Source organism: Burkholderia sp. Bp8998, assembly GCF_003854235.1.
Lineage (GTDB): Bacteria > Pseudomonadota > Gammaproteobacteria > Burkholderiales > Burkholderiaceae > Burkholderia.
On record NZ_QTQF01000008.1, the window covers coordinates 150,711 to 175,968 of the forward strand.

A 25,258-nucleotide genomic window follows, 5' to 3' on the forward strand; every position below is an offset into this window, starting at 1 on the left:
GCCAACAGAAAGGCGCCACGAGGGCGCTTTTTTTCTTTGGTGCGGCGGTTTTCGCCGGGCGGCGGCGGGGCGTGCGTGCCTGTCAGGTGCCTTCGTCGGCCTGCACCGCGCCGGGCGCGACGACGTCGACACCCGCCGCTTCGAGCGCCGTGCGAATCCGCTTCGCGAACGCGAGCGCATGCGGGCCGTCGCCGTGCAGGCAGACGGTCTGCGCATTGAGCGGCACCCACTCGCCGCTCACCGCCCGCACCTTCCGCTCGCGCACCATGTCGAGCGTGCGCGCGAGCACCGCATCTTCATCGTCGATCAGCGCGCCGGGCTGGCTGCGCGGCACGAGCGAGCCATCCGCGCGGTAGCCGCGATCGGCGAACACTTCCTCCACCGCGGCGAGCCCCGCGTGGCGCGCGGCCGCGACGAACACGCTGTTCGCGAGCCCGAACACCGCCAGCGACGGATCGAAGTCGTGGATCGCGGACACCACCGCGTCGGCGATCATCGGGTCGCGCGCGGCCTGGTTGTACAGCGCGCCGTGCGGCTTCACGTGCGCGATGCGGCCGCCCTCGGCCTGCGCGATCGCCGACAGTGCGCCGAGCTGGTACAGCACGCCCGCATAGATGTCGCCGGCCGGCAGCTGCATTTCCTTGCGGCCGAAATTCTCCGGGTCGTGAAAGCTCGGGTGCGCGCCGATCGACACGCCCTTCTGCACGGCCCAGCGCACGCAGTCGCGCATCGCATTCGCGCCGCCTGCATGCCAGCCGCATGCGATGTTCGCCGACGTGACGAGATCGAGCAGCGCCTCGTCCGAGTCGCATCCTTCGCCGAGATCGGCATTCAGATCGATTTCCATGGTGTTCCTCGTCCACTGATTGCGTGGCGCGTCCTTCGTCCTGCTTCCGCTATTGTCACGCCGCGCGCGATTGCGCGCGGCGGCGCGTTTCCTCGCGCATCTCGATCGCGACGTCGATCTGCCGCAGATAGGCACGTTCCGCGGTCAGGGCGGCGCGCGCGGCGTCGGGTGTCGTGCGCACGAAGCGGATCGGCAGGTTGAGCCGCGCCTGTGCGAGTTTCCAGAGATCCGCGCGGATCACCGTGCCGATCTTCGGATAGCCGCCGGTCGTCTGCGCGTCGTGCATCAGCACGATCGGCTGGCCGTTCGGCGGCACCTGGATCGTGCCGGGCAGCACCGCGTGCGACAGCAGCTCGGCCGGCCGCTCGCGCACCAGTTCGGCGCCGGCGAGACGATAGCCCATCCGGTTGCTGTTCGCGGTGACGAGCCATTCCTCGTCCCAGAACGCCTGCTGCGAATCGGCCGCGAACGACGCGTAGTCGGGGCCCGGCAGCACGCGCACGGGCATTGCCCACGGCGCATGCGCGGGCCGGTGGCGGCGCGGCGGTTCGTCGACGCGCACGAACGCGCACCACGCGGGCGCCTTCACGCCGAATTCGGGCGCAGCGGCCGCGAGGCAGCCGGCGCCGGCCGGCGGCACGCCGACCGGGAGCCGATCGCCGTCGCGCAGCGCGCGGCCGCCGAGGCCGCCGAAGCGCGACGCGAGATCGGTGCTGCGCGAACCGAGCATCGGCAGCACGTCGATGCCGCCCGCGATGCACAGGTAGCCGCGCATCCCGCGCTTCGCGGCCGGCAGCACGAGCGTTTGCCCGGCCTCGACCGGCAGGCTCCACCAGGAATACACGGGCCTGCCGTCGAGCGTCGCGCCGAATTCGGTGCCGGTGATCGCGATGCGCGTCGCGCGCGTGAAGCGGAACGCGGCCGGGCCGATCGTGATCTCGACGGCCGCCGCGTCGGGGCGATTGCCGACGAGGCGGTTGCCGACCTCGAGCGCGAGGCCGTCGAGCGCGCCGCCCTGCGCGACGCCGAGATGGCGCGTGCCGCGGCGGCCGAGATCCTGCACGGTCGACAGCGGGCCGGCGCGGACGACCTCGATCGTGCCCGGTGCGGTGTTCTGGCTCATGTCGCGTCGACTCCGGCAATGGTGAAGCGCACGCGGTCGCCGGGCACCAGCAGCGTCGGCTGCGGCCGCGTGGGGTCGAACAGCACGCGCGACGTGCGGCCGATCAGCTGCCAGCCGCCGGGCGACGTGGCCGGATAGATGCCCGTCTGCGCACCGCCGATGCCGACCGAGCCGGCCGGCACCTCCAGTCGCGGTGCCGCGCGGCGCGGCGTGTGCAGCGACGCGTCGAGGCCGCCGAGATACGCGAAGCCCGGCTGGAAGCCGACGAAGAACACGACGTATTCGCCGCCCGCGTGGCGCGCGACGACCTCGTCGGCCGACAGCCCGGTGTGTGCGGCGACCGCCGCCAGGTCGGGGCCGGCCGCGCCGCCGTATTCGACCGGGATCTCGATCTCGCGGCCGTCCGCATGCTCGACGTCGGCGGTTTCCCACGCGTCGCGCAGCGCCGGCGTGAGCGACTCGGCCGTCGCGGCGAGCGCGTCGAACACGATCGTCAGGTTGTTCATGCCGGGCACGACGTCGATCACGTCGGGCCACGCGCGCGCAGCCTCGGCGACGGCCCAGACGCGGCGCTGGCAATCGAGCGTGGCGGGCGGCGGCACCTCGCAGACGAGGGCGGCATCGCCGAGCGGATAAAAGCGGGGTTGCGTCATCGGACTGGCACGGTTCGGACGGCAATGTTAGCGCACATTGTCAATAAAATATCGACAACTTCCCAATAAGCGTTTTCGCCTAGCCCGTATGTCAGGGCTTCTGGCGTACACTCGGCACACCCTGTCATCCGGCTTGCGCCGCCTTTCCATGAAGCGTCCTGCGACCAAGATCGTGTCATCCGAACACCTCGTTTCCGATTCCAGCGCGGAGCTGTCGGAGCTCGAATACGGGCTCATCATGGCCGGCAACGCATTTAACCGCTGGATGGTGCGCTGCATGTCGGCGGCGGGCGCGAAGGACATGACGGCGGTCGAGGTGTCGCTGCTGCATCACGTCAGCCATCGCGAACGGAAGAAGAAGCTCGCCGACATCTGCTTCGTGCTCAATATCGAGGATACGCACGTCGCGACCTATGCGCTGAAAAAACTGATTGCGCGCGGCTATGTGAAGAGCGAGAAGAGCGGCAAGGAAGTGTTCTTCTTCGCGACCGACGCGGGCCGCGCGCTGTGCCTGAAGTATCGCGAGGTGCGCGAGCATTGCCTGATCGAGACGCTGAAGGACAGCGGCCTCACCAACGAGCAGATCGGCGACGCGGCGCAGCTGCTGCGCCACGCATCGGGCCTCTACGACACGGCCGCGCGCGCGGCGGCGTCGCTGTAAACGATTGCGAACGGGACGGTGAACGCGGTGACGCGCGGCATGCCGCTGACGCAGCGTCGCGCGCCGCGTCATCCGGCGGCCGGGTAAAGCGCGCCGTCGGTCACGATCCAGCGCATCGCGAGATCGTGCGCTTCGGCCGGCAGCGCATCCACGCGGCACGCGTCATATGCGATGCCGACCGTTACCGGCAGCGTGTCGCCCGGCCACACCGCGAGCGTGCGGTCGTAATAGCCGCCGCCATAGCCGAGCCGGTAGCGCTGCAGGTCGAATCCCACACACGGAATCAGCAACAGATCGGGCACGACGACGACCCCGGACGCCGGTTCCGGAATCCGGTGGTGCCCTTCGCGCATCGGCGTATCCGCATCCCACGCATGGAACGCGAGCGGCGTGTGCTTCTCGCCGATCACCGGCAGCGCGGCACGGCGGCCCGGGCCTGCCGCGGACCACGCGAGCACCGCGTCGCGCGCGTCGAATTCGCCCGGCAGCGGCCAGTAGAAGCCGACCGTGCGCGGGGCGAGGCGCTCCAGCAACAGGCGCAGCCGCGCGTCGAGCGCGGCGTTCGCGGCAGGCTGCGACGCGGCGTCGCGACGCGCGCCGGACAGCGTTTTGCGCAGCGCAACCTTCGGGTTCGGCACAGGGTTGCATGCTATGCTTTCGCTCAATTCGTGCTCCATTCAAAACGATGTCGAACAGCCTTTTCCGAGTATATCGCGCGGTCGCGCTCACGCTGTCGGCCGCCGCGCTCGTCGCGGGCACGGCCGCGTGCGCCGCACCGGGCGACGACACGCTCGCCGGGGACGACCAGATCTTCGTGCAGCTGCGCGAAGCCGCGCGCCGCAACGACGCCGCGAAGGCCGCGCAGCTCGCGTCGACGATCCCGAACTATCCGGTCCCGTCCTACGTCGAGTATTTCCAGATCAAGCCGCAACTGTTCGATTCGACCGGCCGCGCGCGTGTCGACGCACCCGACGCACCCGTGCAGTCGTTCCTGCAGCGTTACGACGGCCAGGCGATCGCCGACCGCCTGCGCAACGACTACCTGCTCGTGCTCGGCGCGCGCCACGACTGGCGCACCTTCGACGACCAGTACAAGCGCTTCGTGCTCGACGACGACACGCAGGTCAAGTGCTACGCGCTCGAATCGCGCGCGGCGCGCGGCGAGAACGTCGCCGAGGCGGCGCGCGCGCTGCTCGTCGAGCCGAAATACTACGGCGACGCCTGTGTCGACCTGATTACGGCGCTGACGGTCAACCAGCAGTTCACGAGCGACGACGTGTGGCAGCAGGCGCGCCTCGCGTACGAGCAGAACTACACGACGCTCGGCGGCAAGATCGTCGATGCGCTCGGCCCGCGCCCGGTCGGCTTCGATCAGGCGACCAGCGCGCCGCCGCTGTACCTCGCGCGCGGCGTCGGCGCCGACGCGGCATCGCACCAGCTCGCGCTGATCGCGCTCGGCCGCATGGCGCGCAACGATCCGGATGCGGCGGCGGGGATGCTGACGTCGGTCGCCGGTTCGCTGACGAAGCAGGAGCAGGCGATCGCGTGGGGGGCGATCGGCTACCAGGGCGCGATCAAGCGTTCGCCGCTCGCGTCGGTCTGGTATGCGAAATCCTCGAACGCGCCGCTGTCGAACCCGGGCTACGAATGGCGCACGCGCGCCGCGCTGCTCGCCGGCAACTGGCCGATGGTGCGCTGGTCGATCGAACAGATGCCGCCGTCGCTGCGCGACGATCCGGCCTGGATCTACTGGCATGCGCGCGCGCTCAAGCAGAGCGGCGACACGCTGCAGGCGAACCAGGAATTCGAGCAGGTCGCGGGCCAGTACAACTTCTACGGACAGCTCGCCGGCGAAGAGCTCGGCCAGCGCACGTCGATCCCGCCGCGCACCAAGGTGAGCGACGCCGACGTCGACGCGATGAGCAAGATCCCGGGCTTCGCGCTCGCGCAACGCCTCTACGGGTTGAACCTGCGTCTCGAAGGCAACCGCGAATGGAACTGGCCGCTGCGCGGGATGACCGATCGCCAGCTGCTCGCGGCCGCCGAATACGGCAAGCGCATCGACCTGCTCGACCGCACGGTCAACACGGCCGACCGCACGAAGGCCGAGCACGACTTCACGCTGCGCTACCCGTCGCCGTACCGCGACATCGTCGAGCGCTACGCGCAGTCGTCGGGCCTCGACATCGAATGGGCGTACGGGCTGATCCGCCAGGAGTCGCGCTTCATCACGAACGCGCGTTCGTCGGTCGGCGCGGGCGGCCTGATGCAGCTGATGCCGGCCACCGCGCAACTGGTCGCGAAGAAGCTCGGGATGGGCACGATCACGCGGGCGCAGATGCACGACATCAATACCAACGTCCAGCTCGGCACCTGGTATCTGGCGGACATCTACAACACCTTCGACAGCTCGCCGGTGCTGGCGACCGCCGGTTACAACGCGGGCCCGGGCCGGCCGCGCCAGTGGCGCCAGGTGTTGACGCAGCCGGTCGAAGGCGCGATCTTCGCGGAGACGATTCCGTTCAACGAGACACGCGACTACGTGAAGAACGTGCTGTCGAACACCGTCTACTACGCGGCGCTCTTCGAGGGCAAATCGCAGTCGTTGAAGAAACGTCTAGGCATGATCTCGCCCTGATCCGCAATCTTCACACTGCCGCGCGAGACGCGGCAGTGTTTAAGAGGCTGTTCACGCTAATAACGGGCTCGTTCCCCTGTTTGAAAAAAATCATTCGAGGGGCTGGCCGCCAGAAGGGCCGATCGCTGCGTCATGCTCCTTGCGAATACGTCGAGTATTCGCTTCGTCGCAATCCTTGCGCTCGGCCCTTCTGGCGGCCAGCGCAAGCCCGTTATTAGCGTGAACAGCCCCTTAGAGGACCGAACAATGGATCGCCAGACCGTCGCGCTATTGGGCGGCACCGGCTTCATCGGCAGCCGGCTCGTCAATGCGCTGATCGATGCCGGCAAGCAGGTGCGGATCGGCACGCGTCGGCGCGAGCACGCGCGCCACCTGCAGATGCTGTCGGTCGAGATCGTCGAGCTCGACGCACTCGATACGCGCACGCTCGCCCGGTTCGTCGCCGGCGCGCACGCGGCCGTCAATCTCGTCGGCGTGCTGCATGGCGGCCGCGGCACGCCGTACGGGCCCGGGTTCGAGCGCGCGCACGTCGCGCTGCCGGCCGCGCTGGCCGCCGCGTGCGTCGAAGTCGGCGTGCGGCGCGTGCTGCACATGAGCGCGCTCGGCGCCGATTCGCACGGCCCGAGCATGTACCAGCGCTCGAAGGGCGACGGCGAGGCCGCGCTGCATGCGGTCGCGGCGACCGATTCGCTCGCGCTGACGATCTTCCGCCCGTCGGTCGTGTTCGGCCCCGGCGACGCGTTCCTGAACACGTTCGCGAACCTGCAGCGCACGCTGCCCGTGCTGCCGCTCGCGATGCCCGATGCGCGCTTCCAGCCGGTGTTCGTCGGCGACGTCGTGCGCGCGTTCGTCAACACGCTCGATCTCGTGGCCGCGCACGGCAAGACCTACGAACTGGGCGGCCCGACCGTCTACACGCTCGAGCAGCTGGTGCGTTATTGCGGCACGCTGGTCGGCCGGCAGGCACGCATCGTGCGCCTGCCCGACGCGCTCGCCCGGCTGCAGGCGAGCGTGTTCGAATGCCTGCCCGGCGAGCCGGTGATCACGCGCGACAATCTCGCGTCGATGTCGGTGCCGAACGTGCTGTCCGGGCCGCTCGCACCGGAACTCGGGATCTCGCCCGCGAGTCTCGAGAGCATCGCACCCGCGTATCTCGGCCACGCGGCACAGCGGTCCCGCTTCGACTGGTTCCGCTCGCGCCGCCGCTAGGCGGTTCGGGCCTCCGCTTCCGTCCTTCACTTTCGCGCTTATCGGAACACCACCATGAAACTCGTCATTGGAGACAAGAATTACTCGTCGTGGTCGATGCGGCCGTGGCTGCTGCTCGCGCATTTCGGGATCCCGTTCGACGAGATCGCGATCGAGCTGCGCCGCGACGACACGGCCGCGCGCATCCGCGAGTATTCGCCGACCGGCAAGGTGCCGTGCCTGATCGACGACCACGGCGTCGCGATCTGGGATTCGCTCGCGATCGCCGAGACGCTCGCCGAGCGCTATCCGCAGTTTCCGATGTGGCCGGCCGATCCGCTCGATCGCGCGCATGCACGCTGCATCTCGGCCGAGATGCATTCGGGCTTCGCCGCGCTGCGCACGCAGATGGGGATGAACGTGCGCGCGTCGATGCCGGGACGCGGTGCGACGCCGGAGGCGCTCGCCGACGTCGCGCGCATCGACGCATTGTGGGGCGCGTGCATCGAGGCATCGGGCGGGCCGTTCCTGTTCGGTGAATTCGGGATCGCCGATGCGATGTATGCGCCCGTCGTGATGCGCTTCAACACGTATGCGCCGGCGCTGTCGCCGGAAGCGGCCGGATATGCCGCGCGCGTGACGGCGCTGCCGGCGGTGCAGCGCTGGATCGATGCCGCGCGCCGCGAAACCAACGTGATTGCCGAATACGAACCCGCTCCATGAACATCTATGCAGTAGGCGGAGCGATCCGCGACGAATTGCTCGGCGTGCCGGTGCAGGACCGCGACTACGTGGTGGTGGGCGCGACGCCGGAACAGATGGCCGCGCAGGGCTTCCGGCCGGTCGGCAAGGATTTCCCCGTGTTCCTGCATCCGGACACGCAGGAGGAATACGCGCTCGCGCGCACCGAGCGCAAGACGGCGGCCGGCTATCACGGCTTCCAGTTCTACTACGCGCCGGACGTGACGCTCGACGAGGACCTCGCGCGGCGCGACCTGACGATCAACGCGATGGCGCGCGAAGTGAGCCCGGAGGGCGCGCTGATCGGGCCGGTGATCGATCCGTTCGACGGACAGGCCGACCTGCGTGCGCGCGTGTTCCGGCACGTGGGCGACGCGTTCGTCGAGGATCCGGTGCGGATCCTGCGGATCGCGCGCTTTGCCGCGCGCTTCGCGGATTTCACGGTCGCGGACGACACGCTCGCGCTGATGCGGCGCATGGTCGACGCGGGCGAGGCGGACGCGCTGGTTCCCGAGCGCGTGTGGCAGGAGATCGCGCGCGGGCTGATGGAGGCGAAACCGTCGCGGATGTTCGCGGTGCTGCGCGAGTGCGGCGCGCTCGCGCGCATCCTGCCCGAGGTCGACGCGCTGTGGGGCGTGCCGCAGCGCGCGGACTACCATCCGGAAGTCGACACGGGCGTGCATGTGATGATGGTCGTCGACTATGCGGCGAAGCAGGGTTATTCGTTGCCGGTGCGCTTCGCGGCGCTCACGCACGATCTGGGCAAGGCGACGACGCCTGCCGACGTGCTGCCGCGCCATGTCGGCCACGAAGGCCGCAGCGCCGACCTCATCAAGCCGTTGTGCGAGCGGCTGCGCGTGCCGAACGATTGCCGCGATCTCGCGCTGGTGGTCGCGCGCGAGCACGGCAACCTGCATCGCGTGATGGAAATGGGCGCGGCCGCGCTGGTGCGCTTCTTCGAGCGCAGCGACGCGCTGCGCAAGCCGGCGCGCTTCGCCGAGATGCTGCAGGCGTGCGAATCGGATGCGCGCGGCCGGCTCGGGCTCGACACGCAGCCGTATCCGCAGGCCGAGCGGCTGCGCGTGGCGCTGGTGGCGGCGCGCAGCGTCGATGCGGGCGCGATCGCGCGCGGCGTCGGCAACGATGCGATGCAGATCAAGGACGCCGTGCATCGCGCGCGGGTCGAGGCCGTCAAGCAGGCGCTGGCGATCGGCGAATAGCCAGGCACGAGGCGCGGCCGGGGGGGCGCGGATGGCCGCCCGCCGTTATTGCTTCGTGCGGGCGCCGGCGCGGCGGGCCGGGGTTGCGGCGGCCGGACGTTTGCCGGCGGCCGCGCGCGGTTTCCCGGCGGTCGGCTTTGCCGCTGAGCGGACCGGCGTGTCGGCGGGCGTTGCCGCATCCGCGTCGCGCTCGCGTGCCGGCGCGGGTGCGCGGCGGCTTACGCGCGGCTCGCCCGGCGTTGCGCCGGCATCGCGCGCGAGCAGCCTGATTTTCATCGCCGCGGAGCCCAACTCGGCGCAGTTGTCGTCGAAGAGGGGCAGCGTGCCGACCGCGATCAGCTCGGCGGGCCCGTCGCCGACGTTCGCGACGCGATGGCGTTTCCGCGCATCGAAGTGCAGCGAATCGCCGGGCGACAGCGGGTAATCCTTCTTGCCGATCGTGTAGCACAGCCGGCCGGTCAGCACGTACACGAACTCGTCGCCGCCGTGCGCGACCCATTCCGAACGGTAACCCTCCATCATCCGGACCTTGAGCGCGTTGATCTGGCTGCCGTCGAAGGTGCTGGACAGCCGCTCGTACCACTGCGACGCGGCGTCGACCGCGTACGGTTCGCGGCGGCCCGCGTGCGAATCCGGCTGCGCCTGGCGCGGCTGGTCGATCAGCGTGCCGAGCGGCACGTTCAGCGCCTTCGCGACGTTGACGAGCGATGACAGCGAGATGCCGGTGAGATGGCGCTCGACCTGCGACAGGAACCCGACCGACAGATTCGCCTCGGTCGCGACTTCCAGCAGCGTCTTCTTCGCTTCCCGGCGCAGGCGCCGAATGCGCTGGCCGATACGCATGATGTCTGAATCCATGAATCTCTTTCGTGGCAACGAACCGGAAGGCGAGCGCACGGCGGTGCTGTCGCCGGGATGTTGCTTTGCGCGAATCGCACGAAGCACGGCCGTCGGGACGACGATGCCGGCGCATTGTACCGCGCGGTCGCGCCCGGACGGCGCCGCGCAGGGCCGTGCCGCGTGTTGCCGCGCTCGCGCGCCGTGCCGGTAATTTTAGCCCTACGAAAATTTTGGCTTGACCTCAATTTCAGCGTGCTCTAGATTCTGTCGCGCGAATCAAACAAAGTTAAGTGAGACAAAAATTTCCCCCTCAAGGCCTGTCGCCGGAACGGCACCGCGGCCCAGCTGTCCGGCTGTCCGCTGGACCGCGCGTCGTCCGCGCACGGGCGGCTTGCCGTTTCAGGCATGCGCCATGCCGCGTGACCCCGCCGGCCGCCGACAACAATCAAGAACGGGTATCCGATGATCGATCGACTGAAATACAGCTTCTCCGGCCTTCCCTCGTATGACGCGTCCGTCGCCGACACGCAGGCCGGCCTGTCGCGCCTGCTCGACGCCGCCCGGCTCGACGCGGTCGTGGTCACGTCGCAGGACGAGTACATCACCGAATACCTGCCGCGCCGCAACAACCCGCGCTACGCGCTGTCGGGCTTCGACGGCTCGGCCGGCTGCGGGATCTTCCTGAGCGCGGCGACCGCGCAGGCGCTCGGCGTGCCGCCGTTCGTGCTGTTCGTCGACGGCCGCTATCACCTGCAGGCCGAACAGCAGTGCGACCCGGTGCGCGTGCGCATCGAGAAGCTCGGGATGAACGTGACGATCTGGCAGGCACTGGCCGACTGGCTGGTCGCGCACGCGAGCCGGCTCGCGCGGGTCGGCTACGACGCGCTGCGGATCAGCGTCGCGCAGCGCGACCGGCTGGTCGAGCGGACGCAGGCCGCGTCGCTCGACTGGACGAGCCTCGGCGAGCGCGAGATCGACCGCGCGATCGCGTTGCCGGGCTGGGTGGTCGAGCGGCCGATCTTCGAGCTGCCGGACGCGATGACCGGCGCGAGCGTCGCGCAGAACCTCGACGCGCTGAACCGGCGGCTCGCCGCGCACACCGGCGCGGCGCCCGGCAAGACCGCATTCTTCACGTGCGCGTCGGACGATCTCGCGTATCTGCTGAACAGCCGCGGCTATCACATCCCCAATGCGTCGTCGCACCTGGGCTTCCTGTTCGCCATCGGCGAGCAGGTCGCGCTGTTCCTGCCGGAAGGCTGCGATCGCTGCCCGGTCGAACTGGCGTCGTATCCGGCGCTGCACGTGATCCGGCGCGACTTCGCCGAACTCGAGCGTTTCCTCGCGCAGTTCGCGGTCAACCACGTGTGCTACGGCTTCGAATCGGTCAACTGCGCGCTCGTCGAATCGGTGCGCCGCGTGTGGCCGCACGCGCGCCACGCCGATTTCAACCCGGTCGAGGCGCTGCGGGCCGGCAAGACGCCGGCGGTGCTCGACCGGTTCCGCGACGCGTTCGCGCGCAGTTCGGCCGCGATCGCCGAAACGATGCGCTGGGCGAAGGCCGGCGAGGCGGGGCAGCGCCATACCGAATACGACCTGGCCCGCACGATCAACGACGCGTACGGCGCGCGCTCGGCGGTCGCGCTGACATTCCCGTCCATCGCGGCGAACGGCGCGAACAGCGCGTTCGCGCACTACACGGCGGCGAGCGCCGACGTCGCGCTGACGGAAGGCGAACTCGTGCTGCTCGACAGCGGCGCATACTACGACGCCGGTTTCGCGACGGACTGCACGCGCGTCGTGCTGCGTCGCACGCAGCCGGAGACGGTCGCGCAGCCGTGGCAGCGGGAGATCTACACGGTCGCGCTGAAGGCCTGCATCAAGGGGCTCGTCACGCGCTTCCCGAAGACGGCGACGGGCGGTGACGTCGATGCGACGGTGCGCCAGGTGTGCCGCGACCACGGCTACGATTTCGGCCACGGCACCGGGCACGGCGTCGGGATCCACGTGCACGAGGGCGGCGTGCGGTTCGCGCCGGGCGCGAAGTACGGGCTGGTGCCGAACGCGGTGATTTCGGTCGAACCGGGCATCTACGTGCCGGGCAAGGGCGGCGTGCGGATCGAGAACATCGTGGTCGTGCGCGCGGACGACGAGGCGTCGGACACCGTCGCGTTCGAGAACCTCGTCACGGTCGGCTACGACTGGGACCTGATCGATGTCGAGCTGCTGGACGACGACGAGCGCGCGTACCTGCGCGACTACGAACGGCTTTGCGTGGAACGCGGCACGCAGGTCACCGCGTGTCCGCTGCTGTAAGGCGGGGAAGGCGCGCGCGGCCGCGGCAGGGCCGCGCGGTGCGCGGCCGGCGCGTCGGTGCGCCGGCATGATCGGTACATCGGTGCGGGCGGCGTATCAGCGCATCAGCGCATCAGCGCCGATACACGCCCGTCGGGCCCGTAGACGCCGGCCGGCGCGGGCGCCGAGCGCAGCACCGCGAGCGCGCGCTCGTTGTAGTCCATCCGGATCCGGATCAGCATCCCGTTGGTCGCGTTGGCCTGGCGCGCGCGTTCGGCGGCCTGCAGCAGCAACTGCCAGCGGCCGGCGAGGCGTGCATCGCGCTCGGCGGCCTGGTCCATCCCTTTCTTGCCGGCCGGAAAGCCGAGCGCGGACAGCTGCGTGTCGCGCGTGCGCTCGAGCTGCGCGAGCCGGTCGATCAGCGCGCTCTTCTTCTCGACGATGCCGGGCAGCATTTCCAGCGGCTCCGGCGTCGTGAGCGCCTTTTCCTCGTAGGCGAGCAGGGACGCGAATGCTTCGACCGTCGCGTGTTCGTCGTTGACCGTGGCCAGCAGCTCTTCTCTCATCGCGTCATGCTCGTCGCGCCGGCACGCGTGTCCGCATGCCGGCAAACCAGGGGACCGGTCTGGGCGTGACGGGCCCCGGGCCGGCTCAGTTGCCCTTCGCGCGCTGCTGTTGCAGCAGGTCGCGGGCGGTATTCAATACGCCGTCGGCGATCTTGTTCACATCGATCGTCAACGTGCCGTTGTTCAGCGCATCCTTGATCGACTGGACGAGGGCCGTGTCGATGTCGGCGCTGCCGGAGCCCGACAGCGAACGCAACTGGCCGGACAGACCCGACAGGTTCACGGTCGTGTCGCCGCCGGTCGATCCTGCGTCGGCCGCCTGCGCGGGCGACGACGAAGCCGCGCCGGATTGCGCGCGGGCCGCGCCGTTGCCGGTCGACGCGAGGGGGCTCGGGTTCGGAGTGGAATCGATCTTCACGATGGGTTTCCTGGACGGTATGACCCAGATAACGGCGGGGTCGGCCCGAACTTTAGCATCGTGAGCCCGAAATTCTCCGAATAAACAATTCTTTGCAATCTTGCGGCGGCATTCGTCCCTATAGCGGAATTTCCACGGTCCCGGCGTCCTTGACGATCGCCGTGACGATTTGCCCCGCCGCCATCCTGACCCGCACCGACTGGCCCGGCGCCGCATTCGCGAGCGCGCTGCCCTCGGCCGAGATCGTGAAGCCGGGCCCGGCCGCGACGACCCGCACCGTCTGGCCGGCCGACACCGACGCGGCGCTCTTGAGCATGTCCTGGCGCAGCGGCAGCCCGGCCGAGATCCGGGCCAGCGCGGTCGCGCCGACGGCCTGCGCGGGATCGGTGATCACCGCGAGCGGCAGCACCGTCAGGTCGCCGTCGCGCGCGACGAGGTCGGCCGCGGTGAGCGGCTCGCCGGGCGCGATCTGCCGCGCGGCGACGTAATAAGTGGCCTGCACGGCGACCTTCGCCTGCAGGTAGACGGTCCACGGCCGCTCGCCGGCGCAGCGCACGCCGACCGTCGTGCGGCCCCACAGGCGCGCGCCGGTCGGCAGGAACGGCTCGAGCGTCGTGCACGCGGCGAGCCCGCGCGGAAACGCGGCCGCGACCGTCGCGGTGGTCTTGCCCGGCAGGCCCGCGACCTGCTGCTGCAGGAACGCGAGGGCCGTGCGCCGGATCGTGTCGGGGTCCTGCTGGCCGGGCGGTGTCGCAGGCAGGGGCGCGGCGCCCGCCTGGAGCGGGTTGGCTGCCTGGGCCGGGTTGGCGGCAGCCGCCGGCGCGCGCGGGGCCGGCGCGGCCGGCGCGGCCGGCGTGGCGCGTGCCGCCGCCATGCGCGCGGCGACGGCCGGTCGCGCGGGATTCGATGCGGGGTCGGCCGTACCGGCGACGACGGTCGCGACGGCACCCGAAGCCGTTCCCGCATTCCCGCCGAATTGCCCGCCGCTCGCCGCGTTCGCATGCGCGAGCGCGGTCTCGGCCGTCTCGCCGCGTCCGGGAATCACGATCATCCCGTCGTCCGCGTGCGCAACCGGCACCGCGAGCCACAGCGCCGCGGCGAGCGCGAACGCACGCGGCAGGCGCGTGCCGCGTGCGTCGTTTCCGCGAAGTGCGCTGCGTGTCATCGCCGTGTCCTCGAAGCCGTTGATCCGATTCGCATTCTAGGGAGCCGGGCCGTCGCGCAAACGATGAATAGAGGGGGCCTTTGCCGCGTTATTCGTCCGATTGCCGGTTGCGCCCGGCGCCTACCATCGCTGTCATGGAAAAAAGCCCCTTGGGTCGCCATCCGGCGCAACGGGCGTGCAGCGCTTCATACGGAGAGACGCACACATGCTGGACAAACTCGATGCCGAATTCGCGTTCGGCCGACAGGCGCTCGACGTGCGCGCCTATCGGCAGGAACTGCTGTCGTCGAACATCGCGAACGCCGACACGCCCGGCTACCAGGCCCGCGACACCGATTTCGCGTCGACCCTCGCGCGCTCGCTGAAGCAGACCAGCGGCGGTCTCGCGCCGAGCAACGCCGCGCAGCTGCCGATGGCGCAGCCGGCCGGCGTGACGAGCGGGATGACGATGGCGTCAACGGCGCCGGGTCACATGGCCGGCACCGCGAAGCTGATTCCGACCGGCGGCCCGGCCGATGACTACGGTCGTGCGCAGTACCGGATGCCGCTGCAGCCGTCGCTCGACGGCAACACGGTCGATCTCGACGTCGAGCGCGTGCAGTTCGCGAACAACGCGCTGCACTACGAAACCGGGATGACCGTGATGACCCAGCAGATCAAGGCGATGATCGCCGCGATCTCGACGAACTCGTAAGCGCGCGCCGCTTCCGCACCCGAACCAGGAGTCTCCATGCCCTCGTTGATGAACATCTTCGGCGTCGCCGGTTCGGCGCTGTCCGCGCAATCGCAGCGCCTGAACGTCACCGCGTCGAACCTCGCGAACGCCGACAGCGCGACCGGCCCCGACGGCAAGCCGTACAAGGCCAAGCAGGTCGTGTTCGCGACCGACCCGATGGGCGGCGCGCGCACCGCGTCCGGCCAGGGCGTGGGCGGCGTGCGCGTGACCAGGGTGGTCGACGATCCGTCGCCGATGAAGTCGACCTACGACCCGGCGAACCCGGCCGCCGACGCGAACGGCTACGTGCAGATGCCGAACGTCGACCCGGTGCAGGAGATGGTGAACATGATCTCGGCGTCGCGCTCGTACCAGGCCAACGTCGAGACGCTGAACACCGCGAAGACGCTGATGCTCAAGACGCTGACGATCGGCACGTAAGCCGCGCGCCGAGCGCCCTTCCACACCGAGACCCGGATCCGACAGTTCCGACACAAGGCCACCCAGGATGACTTCCACCAGCACGACGATCGGCGGCAACGGCACCAGCGTGTCGACCCTGCCGACCGACACGATGAACACCAACAACGTGTCGACGACCGGCACGTCGGCGAGCGACCTGCAGGCGACGTTCCTGAAGCTGCTCGTCACGCAGTTGCAGAACCAGGATCCGACCAGCCCGGTCGACAGCTCGCAGATGACGTCGCAGCTCGCGCAGATCAACACGGTGAGCGGCATCGCGCAGCTGAACACGTCGCTCACGTCGCTGTCGACGCAGCTCGCGGCCGGCCAGCAGACGCAGGCCGCGCTGCTGATCGGCACGAACGTGCTCGCGCCGGGCAATAGCGTCGCGGTGAAGAGCGGCGCGGCGTCGCCGTTCGGCGTGTCGCTCACGAGCGACGTGTCGAACCTGACGATCACCGTGAAGAACAGCGCGGGCGCCGTCGTGAACACGATCAACGCGGGCCAGCAGTCGGCCGGCACGGTGCCGTTCAACTGGACGCCGACCGATGCGGCCGGCAACGCGCTGCCGGACGGCAAGTACACCGTGAGCGCGCAGTACACGGGCAGCGACGGCAAGACGTATGCGCCGACCGTGCTCGCGGCCGCGCAGGTCCAGAGCGTGATCAAGCAGGCCGACGGCACGGCGGGGCTCGTGCTGTCGAACGGCACGACGGTGGGGCTGACCCAGGTCGCGTCGATTTTCCCGAACACCGCGTCGTCGTCGTCCGGCGGCACGACCACCACCAACTGATCCAGCTTTCTCGAAAACGGAGACCGAAATGGGTTATCAACAGGGTCTGAGCGGCCTCGCCGGCGCATCGAACGCGCTCGACGTGATCGGCAACAACATCGCGAACGCGAACACGGTCGGCTTCAAGTCGAGCACCGCGCAGTTCTCCGACATGTACGCGAACTCGGTCGCGACGTCGGTCAACACGCAGATCGGGATCGGCACGACGCTCGCGTCGGTGCAGCAGCAGTTCGGCCAGGGCACGATCAACACGACGAACTCGTCGCTCGACGTCGCGATCAACGGCAACGGCTTCTTCCAGATGTCGAACAACGGCGTGACGACGTACTCGCGCGACGGCACGTTCCAGCGCGACAAGAACGGCTTCATCGTCAACTCGGCGGGTGCGAACCTGATGGGCTACGCCGCCGACAAGAACGGCGTGATCAGCACCGCGCAAACCGTGCCGCTGCAGGCGCCGACGACCAACATCGCGCCGACCGCGACGACCAAGATCTCGGCCCAGTTCAACCTGAACTCGCAGGACACGCCGCCGACCAAGACCCCGTTCAGCGCAACCGACACCACGACGTACAACTACTCGACGTCGATCCAGGTGTACGACTCGCTCGGCGGCTCGCAGGCGGTCAACATGTACTTCGTGAAGTCGGCGGCCGGCACGTGGGAGGCCTACGCGGGCGTGCAGGGCGCCGCCGCGACCGACCTCGGCACGGTCACGTTCAACTCGTCGGGCGCGATCCAGGGCACGACGACGGGCACGCCGGCCGCGCCGACCGCGTCGCTCGGCCAGTTCCAGTTCACCGTGCCGAACACCGATGGCTCGGCGACGCCGCAGCAGCTCACGCTCGACCTGACCGGCACCACGCAGTACGGCGGCAAGGACGGCGTGAACAACCTCGCGCAGGACGGCTATGCGAGCGGCACGCTGACGACCTTCTCGATCGGCGCCGACGGCAAGCTGACCGGCAACTACTCGAACGGCCAGACGTCGGTACTCGGCCAGATCGTGCTCGCGAACTTCAACAACCCGAACGGGCTCGTCAACCTCGGCGGCAACCAGTACGCCGAATCGTCCGCGTCGGGCGTGCCGCAGATCTCGTCGCCGGGCAGCACGAACCACGGTTCGCTGCAGGGCAGCGCGCTCGAGAACTCGAACGTCGACCTGACGTCGCAGCTCGTCAACCTGATCACCGCGCAGCGCAACTACCAGGCGAACGCGCAGACGATCAAGACGCAGCAGACCGTCGACCAGACGCTCATCAACCTGTAATGCGCGGATAACCGGCAGCCATGGACCGACTGATCTACACGGCGATGACGGGCGCGTCGCAGTCGCTCGACCAGCAGGCGATCGTCGCGAACAACCTCGCGAACGCATCGACGACGGGCTTTCGCGCGCAGCTCGCGACCTACCGCGCGGTGCCGATGAATTTCGGCGACGGCAGCACGATCGACCCGACGACGACGCGCACCTACGTGCTCGCGTCGACGCCCGGCGCGGATTACGCACCGGGTCCGATCACGCGCACCGGCAACCCGCTCGACGTCGCGGTGCAGGGCGCCGGCTGGCTGTCGGTGCAGACGGCCGACGGCAGCGAGGCGTACACGCGCGCCGGCAACCTGCACGTCGATGAAAACGGCCAGCTCGTCAACGCGAGCAACCTGCCGGTGATCGGCAACGGCGGCCCGATCTCGGTGCCGCCGAACGCGGAAGTGACGATCGGCAAGGACGGCACGGTGTCCGCGCTGATGCCGGGCGACCCGCCGACGGCGGTCGCGATCGTCGACCAGATGAAGCTCGTGAACCCCGATCCGGCCACGCTCGCGCGCGGCAACGACGGGCTGTTCCGCACCGCCGACGGCAATCCGGCCGACGCCGACCCGACCGTGGTCGTCACGCCGAATTCGCTCGAAGGCAGCAACGTGAATCCGGTGACCGCGATGGTCGCGATGATCGACAACGCACGGGCGTTCCAGCTGCAGTCGAAGCTGATCCAGACGGCCGACCAGAACGAGCAGACGGCGAACCAGCTGCTCAACTTCAGCTGAGCGGCACGGCCCTCGCTACCAGGAGAAGATTCAACATGAACCGATCGCTCTACATCGCCGCCACCGGCATGAATGCGCAGCAGGCGCAGATGGACGTGATCTCGAACAACCTCGCGAACACCAGCACGAACGGCTTCAAGGCGTCGCGCGCGGTGTTCGAGGATCTGCTGTACCAGACCATCCGCCAGCCGGGCGCGAACTCGACGCAGCAGACCGAACTGCCGTCGGGCCTGCAGCTCGGCACCGGTGTGCAGCAGGTCGCGACCGAGCGCCTGTACACGCAGGGCGGCCTCACTCAGACGGGCAACTCGAAGGACGTCGCGATCAACGGCGCGGGCTTCTTCCAGGTGCTGATGCCGGACGGCACGAACGCCTATACGCGCGACGGCTCGTTCCAGACCAACGCGCAGGGCCAGCTCGTCACGTCGAGCGGCTATCAGATCCTGCCGGCGATCACGGTGCCGCAGAACGCGCAGTCGCTGACGATCGGCAAGGACGGCGTCGTGTCGGTCACGCAGCCGGGCTCGAGCAACGCGGTGCAGATCGGCTCGCTGCAGATCGCGACCTTCATCAACCCGGCCGGCCTCGAGGCGAAGGGCGAGAACCTGTTCGCCGAGACCACGTCGTCGGGCGCGCCGAACGTGTCGCAGCCGGGCCTGAACGGCGCGGGCGTGCTCAACCAGGGCTACGTCGAGGCGTCGAACGTGAACGTCGTGCAGGAACTCGTCAACATGATCCAGACGCAGCGTGCGTACGAGATCAACAGCAAGGCCGTGACGACGTCCGACCAGATGCTGCAGACCGTCACGCAGATGAAGAGCTAACCGGAAAGTCACGCCGTCGCCATGAAGCAGGTTCGCCTCCTCCCGTCAGCCCCCGTCCGCGCCGTGTGCGCGGTCGCGGTGGCCGCGCTCGCCGGTTGCGCGCAGATTCCGCGCGACCCGATCATCCAGCAGCCGATGACGGCGCAGCCGCCGATGCCGATGTCGATGCAGGCGCCCGGCTCGATCTACAACCCCGGCTTTGCGGGGCGGCCGCTGTTCGAGGATCAGCGGCCGCGCAACGTCGGCGACATCCTGACGATCATGATCGCGGAGAACATCAATGCGACCAAGTCGTCGGGCGCGAACACCAACCGGCAGGGCAACACCGACTTCAGCGTGCCGACCGCCGCGTTCCTCGGCGGGCTGTTCGCGAAGGCGAACCTGTCGGCGGCCGGCAACAACAAGTTCGCGGCGACGGGCGGCGCCAGCGCGGCGAACACGTTCAACGGCACGATCACGGTGACCGTCACCAGCGTGCTGCCGAACGGCAACCTCGTCGTCAGCGGCGAGAAGCAGATGCTGATCAACCAGGGCAACGAATTCGTGCGCTTCTCGGGCGTCGTCAACCCGAACACGATCTCGGGCGCGAACTCGGTCTACTCGACGCAGGTCGCCGACGCGAAGATCGAATATTCGTCGAAGGGCTACATCAACGAAGCCGAGACGATGGGCTGGCTGCAGCGCTTCTTCCTCAACATCGCACCGTGGTGATGACGATGCCGCTGCCTCTTGTTCACCACCTTTCGTTCAGTTCGTCCCGGGCGTTCCGTGCACTGGCCGCCGCGCTTGCGCTGGCGGCGTGCGCGTTCGGCGCGGCGCCCGTGCACGCGGAGCGCCTGAAGGACCTCGCGCAGATCCAGGGCGTGCGCGACAACCCGCTGATCGGCTATGGCCTCGTCGTCGGCCTCGACGGCACGGGCGACCAGACGATGCAGACGCCGTTCACCACGCAGACGCTCGCGAACATGCTCGCGAACCTCGGCATCTCGATCAACAACGGTTCGGCCAACGGCGGCCCGTCGTCGCTGAACAACATGCAGCTGAAGAACGTCGCGGCCGTGATGGTGACCGCCACGCTGCCGCCGTTCGCGCGGCCCGGCGAGGCGCTCGACGTGACCGTGTCGTCGCTCGGCAACGCGAAGAGCCTGCGCGGCGGCACGCTGCTGCTCACGCCGCTGAAGGGCGCGGACGGCCAGGTATACGCGCTCGCGCAGGGCAACATGGCGGTCGGCGGCGCGGGGGCGAGCGCGAACGGCAGCCGCGTGCAGGTGAACCAGCTCGCGGCCGGCCGGATCGTCGGCGGCGCGATCGTCGAGCGCTCGGTGCCGAACGCGATCGCGCAGATGAACGGCGTGCTGCAGCTGCAGCTGAACGACATGGACTACGGCACCGCGCAACGGATCGTGTCCGCGGTCAATTCGAGCTTCGGCCCGGGCACCGCGACGGCGCTCGACGGCCGCACGATCCAGCTCGCCGCGCCGGCGGATTCCGCACAGCAGGTCGCGTTCATGGCGCGCCTGCAGAACCTCGACGTGAGCCCGGACAAGGCCGCCGCGAAGGTGATCCTGAACGCGCGCACCGGCTCGATCGTGATGAACCAGATGGTCACGCTGCAAAGCTGCGCGGTCGCGCACGGCAACCTGTCGGTGATCGTCAACACGCAGCCGGTGGTGTCGCAGCCGGGGCCGTTCTCGAACGGGCAGACGGTGGTCGCGCAGCAGTCGCAGATCCAGCTGAAGCAGGACAACGGGGCGCTCAAGATGGTGACGGCCGGCGCGAACCTCGCCGACGTCGTGAAGGCGCTGAACACCCTCGGCGCGACGCCGGCGGACCTGATGTCGATCCTGCAGGCGATGAAGGCGGCCGGCGCGCTGCGCGCGGACCTGGAGGTGATCTAAATGGCAGCCAATCTCCCGAACGCGAACGACCTGACGCAGCGCTTCGCGCTCGACGTGCAGGGCTTCGACGCGCTGCGCGCGCAGGCGAAGCAGTCGCCGCAGGCCGGCGCGAAGGCGGTCGCCGGCCAGTTCGACGCGATGTTCACGCAGATGATGCTCAAGAGCATGCGCGACGCGTCGCCCGACGGCGGGCTGCTCGATTCGCACACGTCGAAGATGTACACGTCGATGCTCGACCAGCAGCTCGCGCAGCAGATGTCGAAGCGCGGGATCGGCGTGGCCGACGCGCTGATGAAGCAGCTGCTGCGCAACGCGGGGCAGGGCACGGACAGCGACACGGCGGCCGACGCCGGCGCGGCCGGGCTCGGTGCGGCGGGCTTCGGCGCGACCGGCGTCGGCGCGTCGGGCAACGAAGGCAGCCTCGCCGCGATGAACGCGATGGCGCGGGCCTACGCGAACGCGGCGAACAACGGCGGGCTCGCCGGCGCGCGCGGCTACTCGGCCGGCAGCGCGCTGACGCCGCCGCTGAAGGGCGCGAGCGGCGTGCAGGACGCCGACGCGTTCGTCGACCGCCTCGCCGGCCCGGCGCAGGCGGCGAGCGCGACCACCGGCATCCCGGCGCGCTTCATCGTCGGGCAGGCCGCGCTCGAATCGGGCTGGGGCAAGCGCGAGATCCGCGCGAGCGACGGCTCGACGAGCTACAACGTGTTCGGCATCAAGGCGAACAAGGGCTGGACGGGCCGCACGGTGTCGGCACTGACGACCGAATACGTGAACGGCACGCCGCGCCGCGTCGTCGCGAAGTTCCGCGCGTACGACTCGTACGAGCACGCGATGACCGATTACGCGAACCTGCTGAAGAACAACCCGCGCTACGCGGGCGTGCTGAGCGCGAGCCGCAGCGTCGAGGGCTTCGCGCACGGGATGCAGAAGGCCGGCTACGCGACCGACCCGAATTACGCGAAGAAGCTGATCTCGATCATGCAGCAGATCGGCTGACGGGCCCGCCCCGCCGCCCGTTTGCAATGTTACGGACCGCGCCCGGCAGACCGCCGCGCGCGGTTTCAACGTTTGCGCGAAAAAAACCGGCGTTTCGATCTAAACTTTCGGTGAGCACTGCCGCTAAGTGTGAGAGACCTGTAACCGGGCCATGTTCTGGCCCGGTTTTACTGCGCACCGGTCGTCCCGGGCGCCCATGAAAAGAAAACCGGCTAGCCATGAATATCGAAACGTCGACCGATCCGAGCCTGGATGCGGGCCATTCCGGCCCCGACTACGCCCGCCGCAATCCGCTGGAGATCGGCGTGCAGTTGCGCAACCTCGTGAACCGCGGCGACTTCCTGACCGTCCAGTACCCGGGCGGCCAGCTCGTCACGCGCCTGCTCGAGGTCGACGTCGGCGCGCGCACGTTCACGTTCGACTGGGGCGCGCTGTCCGAGCAGAACGCCGGCATCCTCGGCGCGTCGCACTGCACCTTCGCGGCCGCGCCGGAAGGCGTGCGCGTCGAATTCACCACGGGCACGCCGCGCGAGACGCGCTACGAGGGGCTGCCCGCGTTCGTCGCCGATTTCCCCGACGTGCTCATGTGCATCCAGCGCCGCGAGTATTTCCGCGTCGATGCGCCGATCGTCGATCCGTTCCTGTGCCGCGGCAAGCTGCCGGACGGCGAGAGCTTCGTGTTCGAGGTGCATAACCTGTCGCTCGGCGGCGTCGGGCTGCGGACGGCCGACGAGCGTATCGAGGCGCTCGAGGTCGGCACGCTGCTGCCCGACGTCGAACTCGAGTTGAACGGCCACGGCAAGCTGTCGCTCGACCTGCAGCTCGTGTCGCAGCGTTCGACCCAGCTGCCGAACGGCTCGCGCCGCTACCAGCTCGGCTTTCGCTTCCTGGCGCTGCCGGGCAGCGCGGAGAACACGCTGCAGCGCCTGATCACGCAACTCGAGATGAAGCGTCGCTCGCTCGCGCGGGCCTGACGCATCCGTTGCGGCCCCGCCCGGGGCCGCTTTCACGGCGGCGCCGGCATCGTCCGCCGGGCCGCTCGACAGACGACGCGCACGCGCGCGTCGCCCACGCATTTTTCCCTCAATTTTTCCGATCCGCGGCCGTTATACCGGGAGTCACGCAACCCGGCGGCCGCAGCGCGGCCGGCTCATCAGGATCGCGCATGTCCAACACACTCATGAACCTCGGCGTCAGCGGCCTCAATGCCGCGCTCTGGGGCCTCACGACGACCGGCCAGAACATCAGCAACGCCGCGACGCCCGGCTATTCGGTCGAGCGCCCGGTCTATGCCGAGGCGAGCGGCCAGTACACGGCGAGCGGCTACATGCCGCAGGGCGTGAGCACCGTCACCGTGCAGCGACAGTACAGCCAGTACCTGAGCGACCAGCTGAACAGCGCGCAGTCGCAGGGCGGCTCGCTGTCGACGTGGTATTCGCTCGTCGCGCAGCTGAACAATTACGTCGGCAGCCCGACGGCCGGGATCTCGACCGCGATCACCGGCTATTTCACCGGCTTGCAGAACGTCGCGAACAGCGCCGCCGATCCGTCGGTGCGGCAGACCGCGATCAGCAACGCGCAGATCCTCGCGAACCAGCTCAATGCGGGCGGCCAGCAGTACGACGCGCTGCGCCAGAGCGTGAATACGCAACTCACCAGCACGGTGTCGCAGATCAACACGTACACCGCGCAGATCGCGCAGCTGAACCAGCAGATCTCGGCGGCGAGCAGCCAGGGGCAGCCGCCGAACCAGCTGATGGACCAGCGCGACCTCGCGGTATCGAACCTGTCGGGCCTCGCCGGCGTGCAGGTGGTGCGCGGCGACAGCGGCTACAGCGTGTTCCTCGCGGGCGGCCAGCCGCTCGTCCTCGCCGACAAGAGCTACCAGCTCGCGACCGTCACGTCGCCGTCCGATCCGAGCGAGCTGACCGTCGTGTCGCAGGGGATCGCCGGCACGAACCCGCAAGGCCCGAACCAGGCGCTGCCGGATGCATCGCTGTCGGGCGGCACGCTCGGCGGCCTGCTCGCGTTCCGCAGCCAGACGCTCGACCCCGCGCAGGCGCAGCTCGGCGCGGTCGCGGCCAGCTTCGCCGCGCAGGTCAACGCGCAGAACGCGCTCGGTGTCGACCTGTCGGGCAACCCGGGCGGCGCCCTGTTCACGGTGGCGGCCCCGGCCGTCTATTCGAACCAGGGCAATACCGGCAACGCGTCGCTGTCCGTGTCGTTCGCCAACGCGTCGCAGCCGACGACGAGCGACTACACGCTGTCGTACGACGGCACGAACTACACGCTGACCGACCGCGCGAGCGGGTCGGTGGTCGACCAGAAGGCGGGGCCGATGCCGGTCTCGCTCGGCGGGCTGAACTTCTCGTTCTCGTCCGGCGCGATGAATGCCGGCGACCAGTTCACCGTGCTGCCGACGCGCGGCGCGCTGGACGGCTTCGGGCTCGCGACGACGAGCGGCGCGGCGATCGCGGCCGCGTCGCCGGTCGTCACGTCGGCGTCGAGCACCAACATCGGCACCGGCAAGATCGCGCTGAGCGGGGTGAGCGCCGGCTATCAGGTGCCGTCGACCAAGCTGACCTACGACGCGGCGACGAAGTCGCTGTCGGGCTTCCCGGTCGGCACCACGGTGACGATCCCGGGCACGCCGCCGACGTCGGTGACGATCAGCACGCCGACCGACTCCGTGCCGTACGATCCGTCGACCGGCGCGGCGATGACGATGTCGGGCACGGCCGCCGGGGCGCTGAACGGCGTGACCGTCACGCTGTCGGGCACGCCGTCGGACGGCGATTCGTTCACGATCGGGCCGTACGCGGGCGGCACGAGCGACGGCAGCAACGCGCTCGCGCTGTCGCAGCTCGTCAACGCGAAGACCCTCGGCGGCGGCACGACCACGCTCACGGGCGCCTATGCGAAATACGTGAACAACATCGGCAACGCCGCGAGCCAGCTCAAGTCGTCGAGTACCGCACAGACGGCGCTGGTCGGCCAGATCACGTCCGCGCAGCAGTCGGTGTCGGGCGTGAACCAGAACGAGGAAGCCGCGAACCTGATGCAGTACCAGCAGCTCTACCAGGCCAACGCGAAAGTGATCCAGACGGCGGCTTCGCTGTTCCAGACCGTGCTGGGCCTGTTCAGCTGACCGGATTCGAGAGGATAG

The 25,258-nt window shown here is 69.2% G+C and carries 25 protein-coding genes; 17 read left to right on the plus strand and 8 right to left on the minus strand.

Going from position 1 to position 25,258, the window contains the following annotated elements:
• Positions 1-82: 82 nt before the first annotated feature.
• Genes pxpA through pxpB form a run of 3 tightly spaced genes read right to left on the minus strand, consistent with a single transcriptional unit; the run spans position 83 to position 2,623 of the window.
• The gene (gene pxpA, locus DIE06_RS11585; RefSeq protein WP_124661531.1) at positions 83-847 is read right to left on the minus strand and encodes a 5-oxoprolinase subunit PxpA; all 765 of its coding nucleotides are present in this window, start codon (positions 845-847) and stop codon (positions 83-85) included.
• Positions 848-902: 55 nt separating this feature from the next.
• Positions 903-1,970: a biotin-dependent carboxyltransferase family protein gene (locus DIE06_RS11590; protein WP_124661532.1), complete on the minus strand. Its 1,068-nt coding sequence runs from the start codon at positions 1,968-1,970 to the stop codon at positions 903-905.
• Entirely contained in the window at positions 1,967-2,623 is a 657-nt protein-coding gene (pxpB, locus tag DIE06_RS11595; RefSeq protein ID WP_124661533.1) for a 5-oxoprolinase subunit PxpB, read from the minus strand. The genes DIE06_RS11590 and pxpB overlap by 4 nt, the downstream gene beginning before the upstream one ends.
• Positions 2,624-2,771: 148 nt before the next feature.
• Here pxpB and DIE06_RS11600 point away from each other — a divergent pair, with 148 nt between their 5' ends.
• A complete protein-coding gene (locus DIE06_RS11600; protein WP_124661534.1) occupies positions 2,772-3,284 on the plus strand; it encodes a winged helix DNA-binding protein in 513 nt (170 codons plus the stop codon).
• A 68-nt stretch (positions 3,285-3,352) separates the two neighbouring features.
• Here the strand turns inward: DIE06_RS11600 and DIE06_RS11605 are convergent, their stop codons facing one another.
• Positions 3,353-3,961, minus strand: coding sequence for a 5-formyltetrahydrofolate cyclo-ligase (locus tag DIE06_RS11605; protein ID WP_124661535.1), 609 nt, complete (start codon positions 3,959-3,961; stop codon positions 3,353-3,355).
• A gap of 8 nt (positions 3,962-3,969) precedes the next feature.
• Between DIE06_RS11605 and DIE06_RS11610 the strand changes: the two genes are divergently transcribed.
• The 4 genes from DIE06_RS11610 to DIE06_RS11625 all read left to right on the plus strand — a co-directional run bounded on the left by DIE06_RS11610 (position 3,970) and on the right by DIE06_RS11625 (position 9,071).
• Positions 3,970-5,922 carry a lytic transglycosylase domain-containing protein gene (locus DIE06_RS11610; RefSeq protein WP_124661536.1) on the plus strand — a complete coding sequence of 651 codons (1,953 nt, stop codon included), beginning with the start codon at positions 3,970-3,972 and terminating at the stop codon, positions 5,920-5,922.
• Between the two features lie 246 nt (positions 5,923-6,168).
• Positions 6,169-7,131 (plus strand): complex I NDUFA9 subunit family protein, encoded by a 963-nt coding sequence (locus DIE06_RS11615; RefSeq protein ID WP_124661537.1) that lies wholly within the window; start codon positions 6,169-6,171, stop codon positions 7,129-7,131.
• A 54-nt stretch (positions 7,132-7,185) separates the two neighbouring features.
• Positions 7,186-7,833: a glutathione S-transferase family protein gene (locus tag DIE06_RS11620; protein WP_124661538.1), complete on the plus strand. Its 648-nt coding sequence runs from the start codon at positions 7,186-7,188 to the stop codon at positions 7,831-7,833.
• On the plus strand, positions 7,830-9,071 hold the full coding sequence (locus DIE06_RS11625; RefSeq protein ID WP_124661539.1) for a multifunctional CCA addition/repair protein: 1,242 nt from the start codon (positions 7,830-7,832) through the stop codon (positions 9,069-9,071). The genes DIE06_RS11620 and DIE06_RS11625 overlap by 4 nt, the downstream gene beginning before the upstream one ends.
• A gap of 45 nt (positions 9,072-9,116) precedes the next feature.
• On the opposite strand, the gene DIE06_RS11630 is transcribed toward DIE06_RS11625, so the two are convergent.
• Complete coding sequence (locus DIE06_RS11630; RefSeq protein ID WP_124661540.1) at positions 9,117-9,929, minus strand: helix-turn-helix domain-containing protein; 813 nt, start codon at positions 9,927-9,929, stop codon at positions 9,117-9,119.
• A gap of 444 nt (positions 9,930-10,373) precedes the next feature.
• Between DIE06_RS11630 and DIE06_RS11635 the strand changes: the two genes are divergently transcribed.
• Entirely contained in the window at positions 10,374-12,224 is a 1,851-nt protein-coding gene (locus DIE06_RS11635) for a M24 family metallopeptidase (RefSeq protein WP_124661541.1), read from the plus strand.
• Positions 12,225-12,328: 104 nt separating this feature from the next.
• Here the strand turns inward: DIE06_RS11635 and DIE06_RS11640 are convergent, their stop codons facing one another.
• From DIE06_RS11640 to flgA, 3 genes are all read right to left on the minus strand, one after another.
• Positions 12,329-12,769 carry a flagella synthesis protein FlgN gene (locus DIE06_RS11640; protein WP_039317824.1) on the minus strand — a complete coding sequence of 147 codons (441 nt, stop codon included), beginning with the start codon at positions 12,767-12,769 and terminating at the stop codon, positions 12,329-12,331.
• An 85-nt stretch (positions 12,770-12,854) separates the two neighbouring features.
• The gene (gene flgM, locus DIE06_RS11645) at positions 12,855-13,187 is read right to left on the minus strand and encodes a flagellar biosynthesis anti-sigma factor FlgM (RefSeq protein ID WP_124661542.1); all 333 of its coding nucleotides are present in this window, start codon (positions 13,185-13,187) and stop codon (positions 12,855-12,857) included.
• Positions 13,188-13,305: 118 nt separating this feature from the next.
• Positions 13,306-14,352 carry a flagellar basal body P-ring formation chaperone FlgA gene (gene flgA / locus DIE06_RS11650; protein WP_124661543.1) on the minus strand — a complete coding sequence of 349 codons (1,047 nt, stop codon included), beginning with the start codon at positions 14,350-14,352 and terminating at the stop codon, positions 13,306-13,308.
• 205 nt (positions 14,353-14,557) lie between these two features.
• On the opposite strand from flgA, the gene flgB reads away from it, so the two are divergent.
• From flgB to flgK, 11 genes are all read left to right on the plus strand, one after another.
• Positions 14,558-15,046: a flagellar basal body rod protein FlgB gene (gene flgB / locus DIE06_RS11655; protein ID WP_124661544.1), complete on the plus strand. Its 489-nt coding sequence runs from the start codon at positions 14,558-14,560 to the stop codon at positions 15,044-15,046.
• 36 nt (positions 15,047-15,082) lie between these two features.
• Positions 15,083-15,508, plus strand: a complete 426-nt coding sequence (gene flgC / locus DIE06_RS11660; RefSeq protein WP_124661545.1) for a flagellar basal body rod protein FlgC — start codon at positions 15,083-15,085, stop codon at positions 15,506-15,508.
• Between the two features lie 67 nt (positions 15,509-15,575).
• Positions 15,576-16,322, plus strand: a complete 747-nt coding sequence (locus DIE06_RS11665) for a flagellar hook assembly protein FlgD (protein ID WP_124661546.1) — start codon at positions 15,576-15,578, stop codon at positions 16,320-16,322.
• 28 nt (positions 16,323-16,350) lie between these two features.
• A complete protein-coding gene (gene flgE / locus DIE06_RS11670; RefSeq protein WP_124661547.1) occupies positions 16,351-17,592 on the plus strand; it encodes a flagellar hook protein FlgE in 1,242 nt (413 codons plus the stop codon).
• A gap of 20 nt (positions 17,593-17,612) precedes the next feature.
• Positions 17,613-18,371 carry a flagellar basal-body rod protein FlgF gene (gene flgF / locus DIE06_RS11675; protein WP_124661548.1) on the plus strand — a complete coding sequence of 253 codons (759 nt, stop codon included), beginning with the start codon at positions 17,613-17,615 and terminating at the stop codon, positions 18,369-18,371.
• A 35-nt stretch (positions 18,372-18,406) separates the two neighbouring features.
• Positions 18,407-19,195, plus strand: a complete 789-nt coding sequence (gene flgG / locus DIE06_RS11680) for a flagellar basal-body rod protein FlgG (protein WP_014895799.1) — start codon at positions 18,407-18,409, stop codon at positions 19,193-19,195.
• 21 nt (positions 19,196-19,216) lie between these two features.
• Entirely contained in the window at positions 19,217-19,906 is a 690-nt protein-coding gene (flgH, locus tag DIE06_RS11685) for a flagellar basal body L-ring protein FlgH (RefSeq protein WP_124661549.1), read from the plus strand.
• A gap of 5 nt (positions 19,907-19,911) precedes the next feature.
• A complete protein-coding gene (locus DIE06_RS11690; RefSeq protein WP_124661550.1) occupies positions 19,912-21,093 on the plus strand; it encodes a flagellar basal body P-ring protein FlgI in 1,182 nt (393 codons plus the stop codon).
• On the plus strand, positions 21,094-22,092 hold the full coding sequence (gene flgJ, locus DIE06_RS11695) for a flagellar assembly peptidoglycan hydrolase FlgJ (RefSeq protein WP_124661551.1): 999 nt from the start codon (positions 21,094-21,096) through the stop codon (positions 22,090-22,092).
• A gap of 218 nt (positions 22,093-22,310) precedes the next feature.
• The gene (locus DIE06_RS11700) at positions 22,311-23,066 is read left to right on the plus strand and encodes a flagellar brake protein (protein WP_124661552.1); all 756 of its coding nucleotides are present in this window, start codon (positions 22,311-22,313) and stop codon (positions 23,064-23,066) included.
• Positions 23,067-23,257: 191 nt separating this feature from the next.
• Complete coding sequence (gene flgK / locus DIE06_RS11705) at positions 23,258-25,240, plus strand: flagellar hook-associated protein FlgK (RefSeq protein WP_124661553.1); 1,983 nt, start codon at positions 23,258-23,260, stop codon at positions 25,238-25,240.
• Positions 25,241-25,258: the final 18 nt, after the last annotated feature.

Bases quoted from the DNA above. Each gene is read 5' to 3' on its own strand.
- pxpA (WP_124661531.1), bottom strand. From the start codon at position 847: ATGGAAATCGATCTGAATGCCGATCTCGGCGAAGGATGCGACTCGGAC.
- DIE06_RS11590 (WP_124661532.1), bottom strand. From the start codon at position 1,970: ATGAGCCAGAACACCGCACCGGGCACGATCGAGGTCGTCCGCGCCGGC.
- pxpB (WP_124661533.1), bottom strand. From the start codon at position 2,623: ATGACGCAACCCCGCTTTTATCCGCTCGGCGATGCCGCCCTCGTCTGC.
- DIE06_RS11600 (WP_124661534.1), top strand. From the start codon at position 2,772: ATGAAGCGTCCTGCGACCAAGATCGTGTCATCCGAACACCTCGTTTCC.
- DIE06_RS11605 (WP_124661535.1), bottom strand. From the start codon at position 3,961: ATGGAGCACGAATTGAGCGAAAGCATAGCATGCAACCCTGTGCCGAAC.
- DIE06_RS11610 (WP_124661536.1), top strand. From the start codon at position 3,970: ATGTCGAACAGCCTTTTCCGAGTATATCGCGCGGTCGCGCTCACGCTG.
- DIE06_RS11615 (WP_124661537.1), top strand. From the start codon at position 6,169: ATGGATCGCCAGACCGTCGCGCTATTGGGCGGCACCGGCTTCATCGGC.
- DIE06_RS11620 (WP_124661538.1), top strand. From the start codon at position 7,186: ATGAAACTCGTCATTGGAGACAAGAATTACTCGTCGTGGTCGATGCGG.
- DIE06_RS11625 (WP_124661539.1), top strand. From the start codon at position 7,830: ATGAACATCTATGCAGTAGGCGGAGCGATCCGCGACGAATTGCTCGGC.
- DIE06_RS11630 (WP_124661540.1), bottom strand. From the start codon at position 9,929: ATGGATTCAGACATCATGCGTATCGGCCAGCGCATTCGGCGCCTGCGC.
- DIE06_RS11635 (WP_124661541.1), top strand. From the start codon at position 10,374: ATGATCGATCGACTGAAATACAGCTTCTCCGGCCTTCCCTCGTATGAC.
- DIE06_RS11640 (WP_039317824.1), bottom strand. From the start codon at position 12,769: ATGAGAGAAGAGCTGCTGGCCACGGTCAACGACGAACACGCGACGGTC.
- flgA (WP_124661543.1), bottom strand. From the start codon at position 14,352: ATGACACGCAGCGCACTTCGCGGAAACGACGCACGCGGCACGCGCCTG.
- flgB (WP_124661544.1), top strand. From the start codon at position 14,558: ATGCTGGACAAACTCGATGCCGAATTCGCGTTCGGCCGACAGGCGCTC.
- flgC (WP_124661545.1), top strand. From the start codon at position 15,083: ATGCCCTCGTTGATGAACATCTTCGGCGTCGCCGGTTCGGCGCTGTCC.
- DIE06_RS11665 (WP_124661546.1), top strand. From the start codon at position 15,576: ATGACTTCCACCAGCACGACGATCGGCGGCAACGGCACCAGCGTGTCG.
- flgE (WP_124661547.1), top strand. From the start codon at position 16,351: ATGGGTTATCAACAGGGTCTGAGCGGCCTCGCCGGCGCATCGAACGCG.
- flgF (WP_124661548.1), top strand. From the start codon at position 17,613: ATGGACCGACTGATCTACACGGCGATGACGGGCGCGTCGCAGTCGCTC.
- flgG (WP_014895799.1), top strand. From the start codon at position 18,407: ATGAACCGATCGCTCTACATCGCCGCCACCGGCATGAATGCGCAGCAG.
- flgH (WP_124661549.1), top strand. From the start codon at position 19,217: ATGAAGCAGGTTCGCCTCCTCCCGTCAGCCCCCGTCCGCGCCGTGTGC.
- DIE06_RS11690 (WP_124661550.1), top strand. From the start codon at position 19,912: ATGCCGCTGCCTCTTGTTCACCACCTTTCGTTCAGTTCGTCCCGGGCG.
- flgJ (WP_124661551.1), top strand. From the start codon at position 21,094: ATGGCAGCCAATCTCCCGAACGCGAACGACCTGACGCAGCGCTTCGCG.
- DIE06_RS11700 (WP_124661552.1), top strand. From the start codon at position 22,311: ATGAATATCGAAACGTCGACCGATCCGAGCCTGGATGCGGGCCATTCC.
- flgK (WP_124661553.1), top strand. From the start codon at position 23,258: ATGTCCAACACACTCATGAACCTCGGCGTCAGCGGCCTCAATGCCGCG.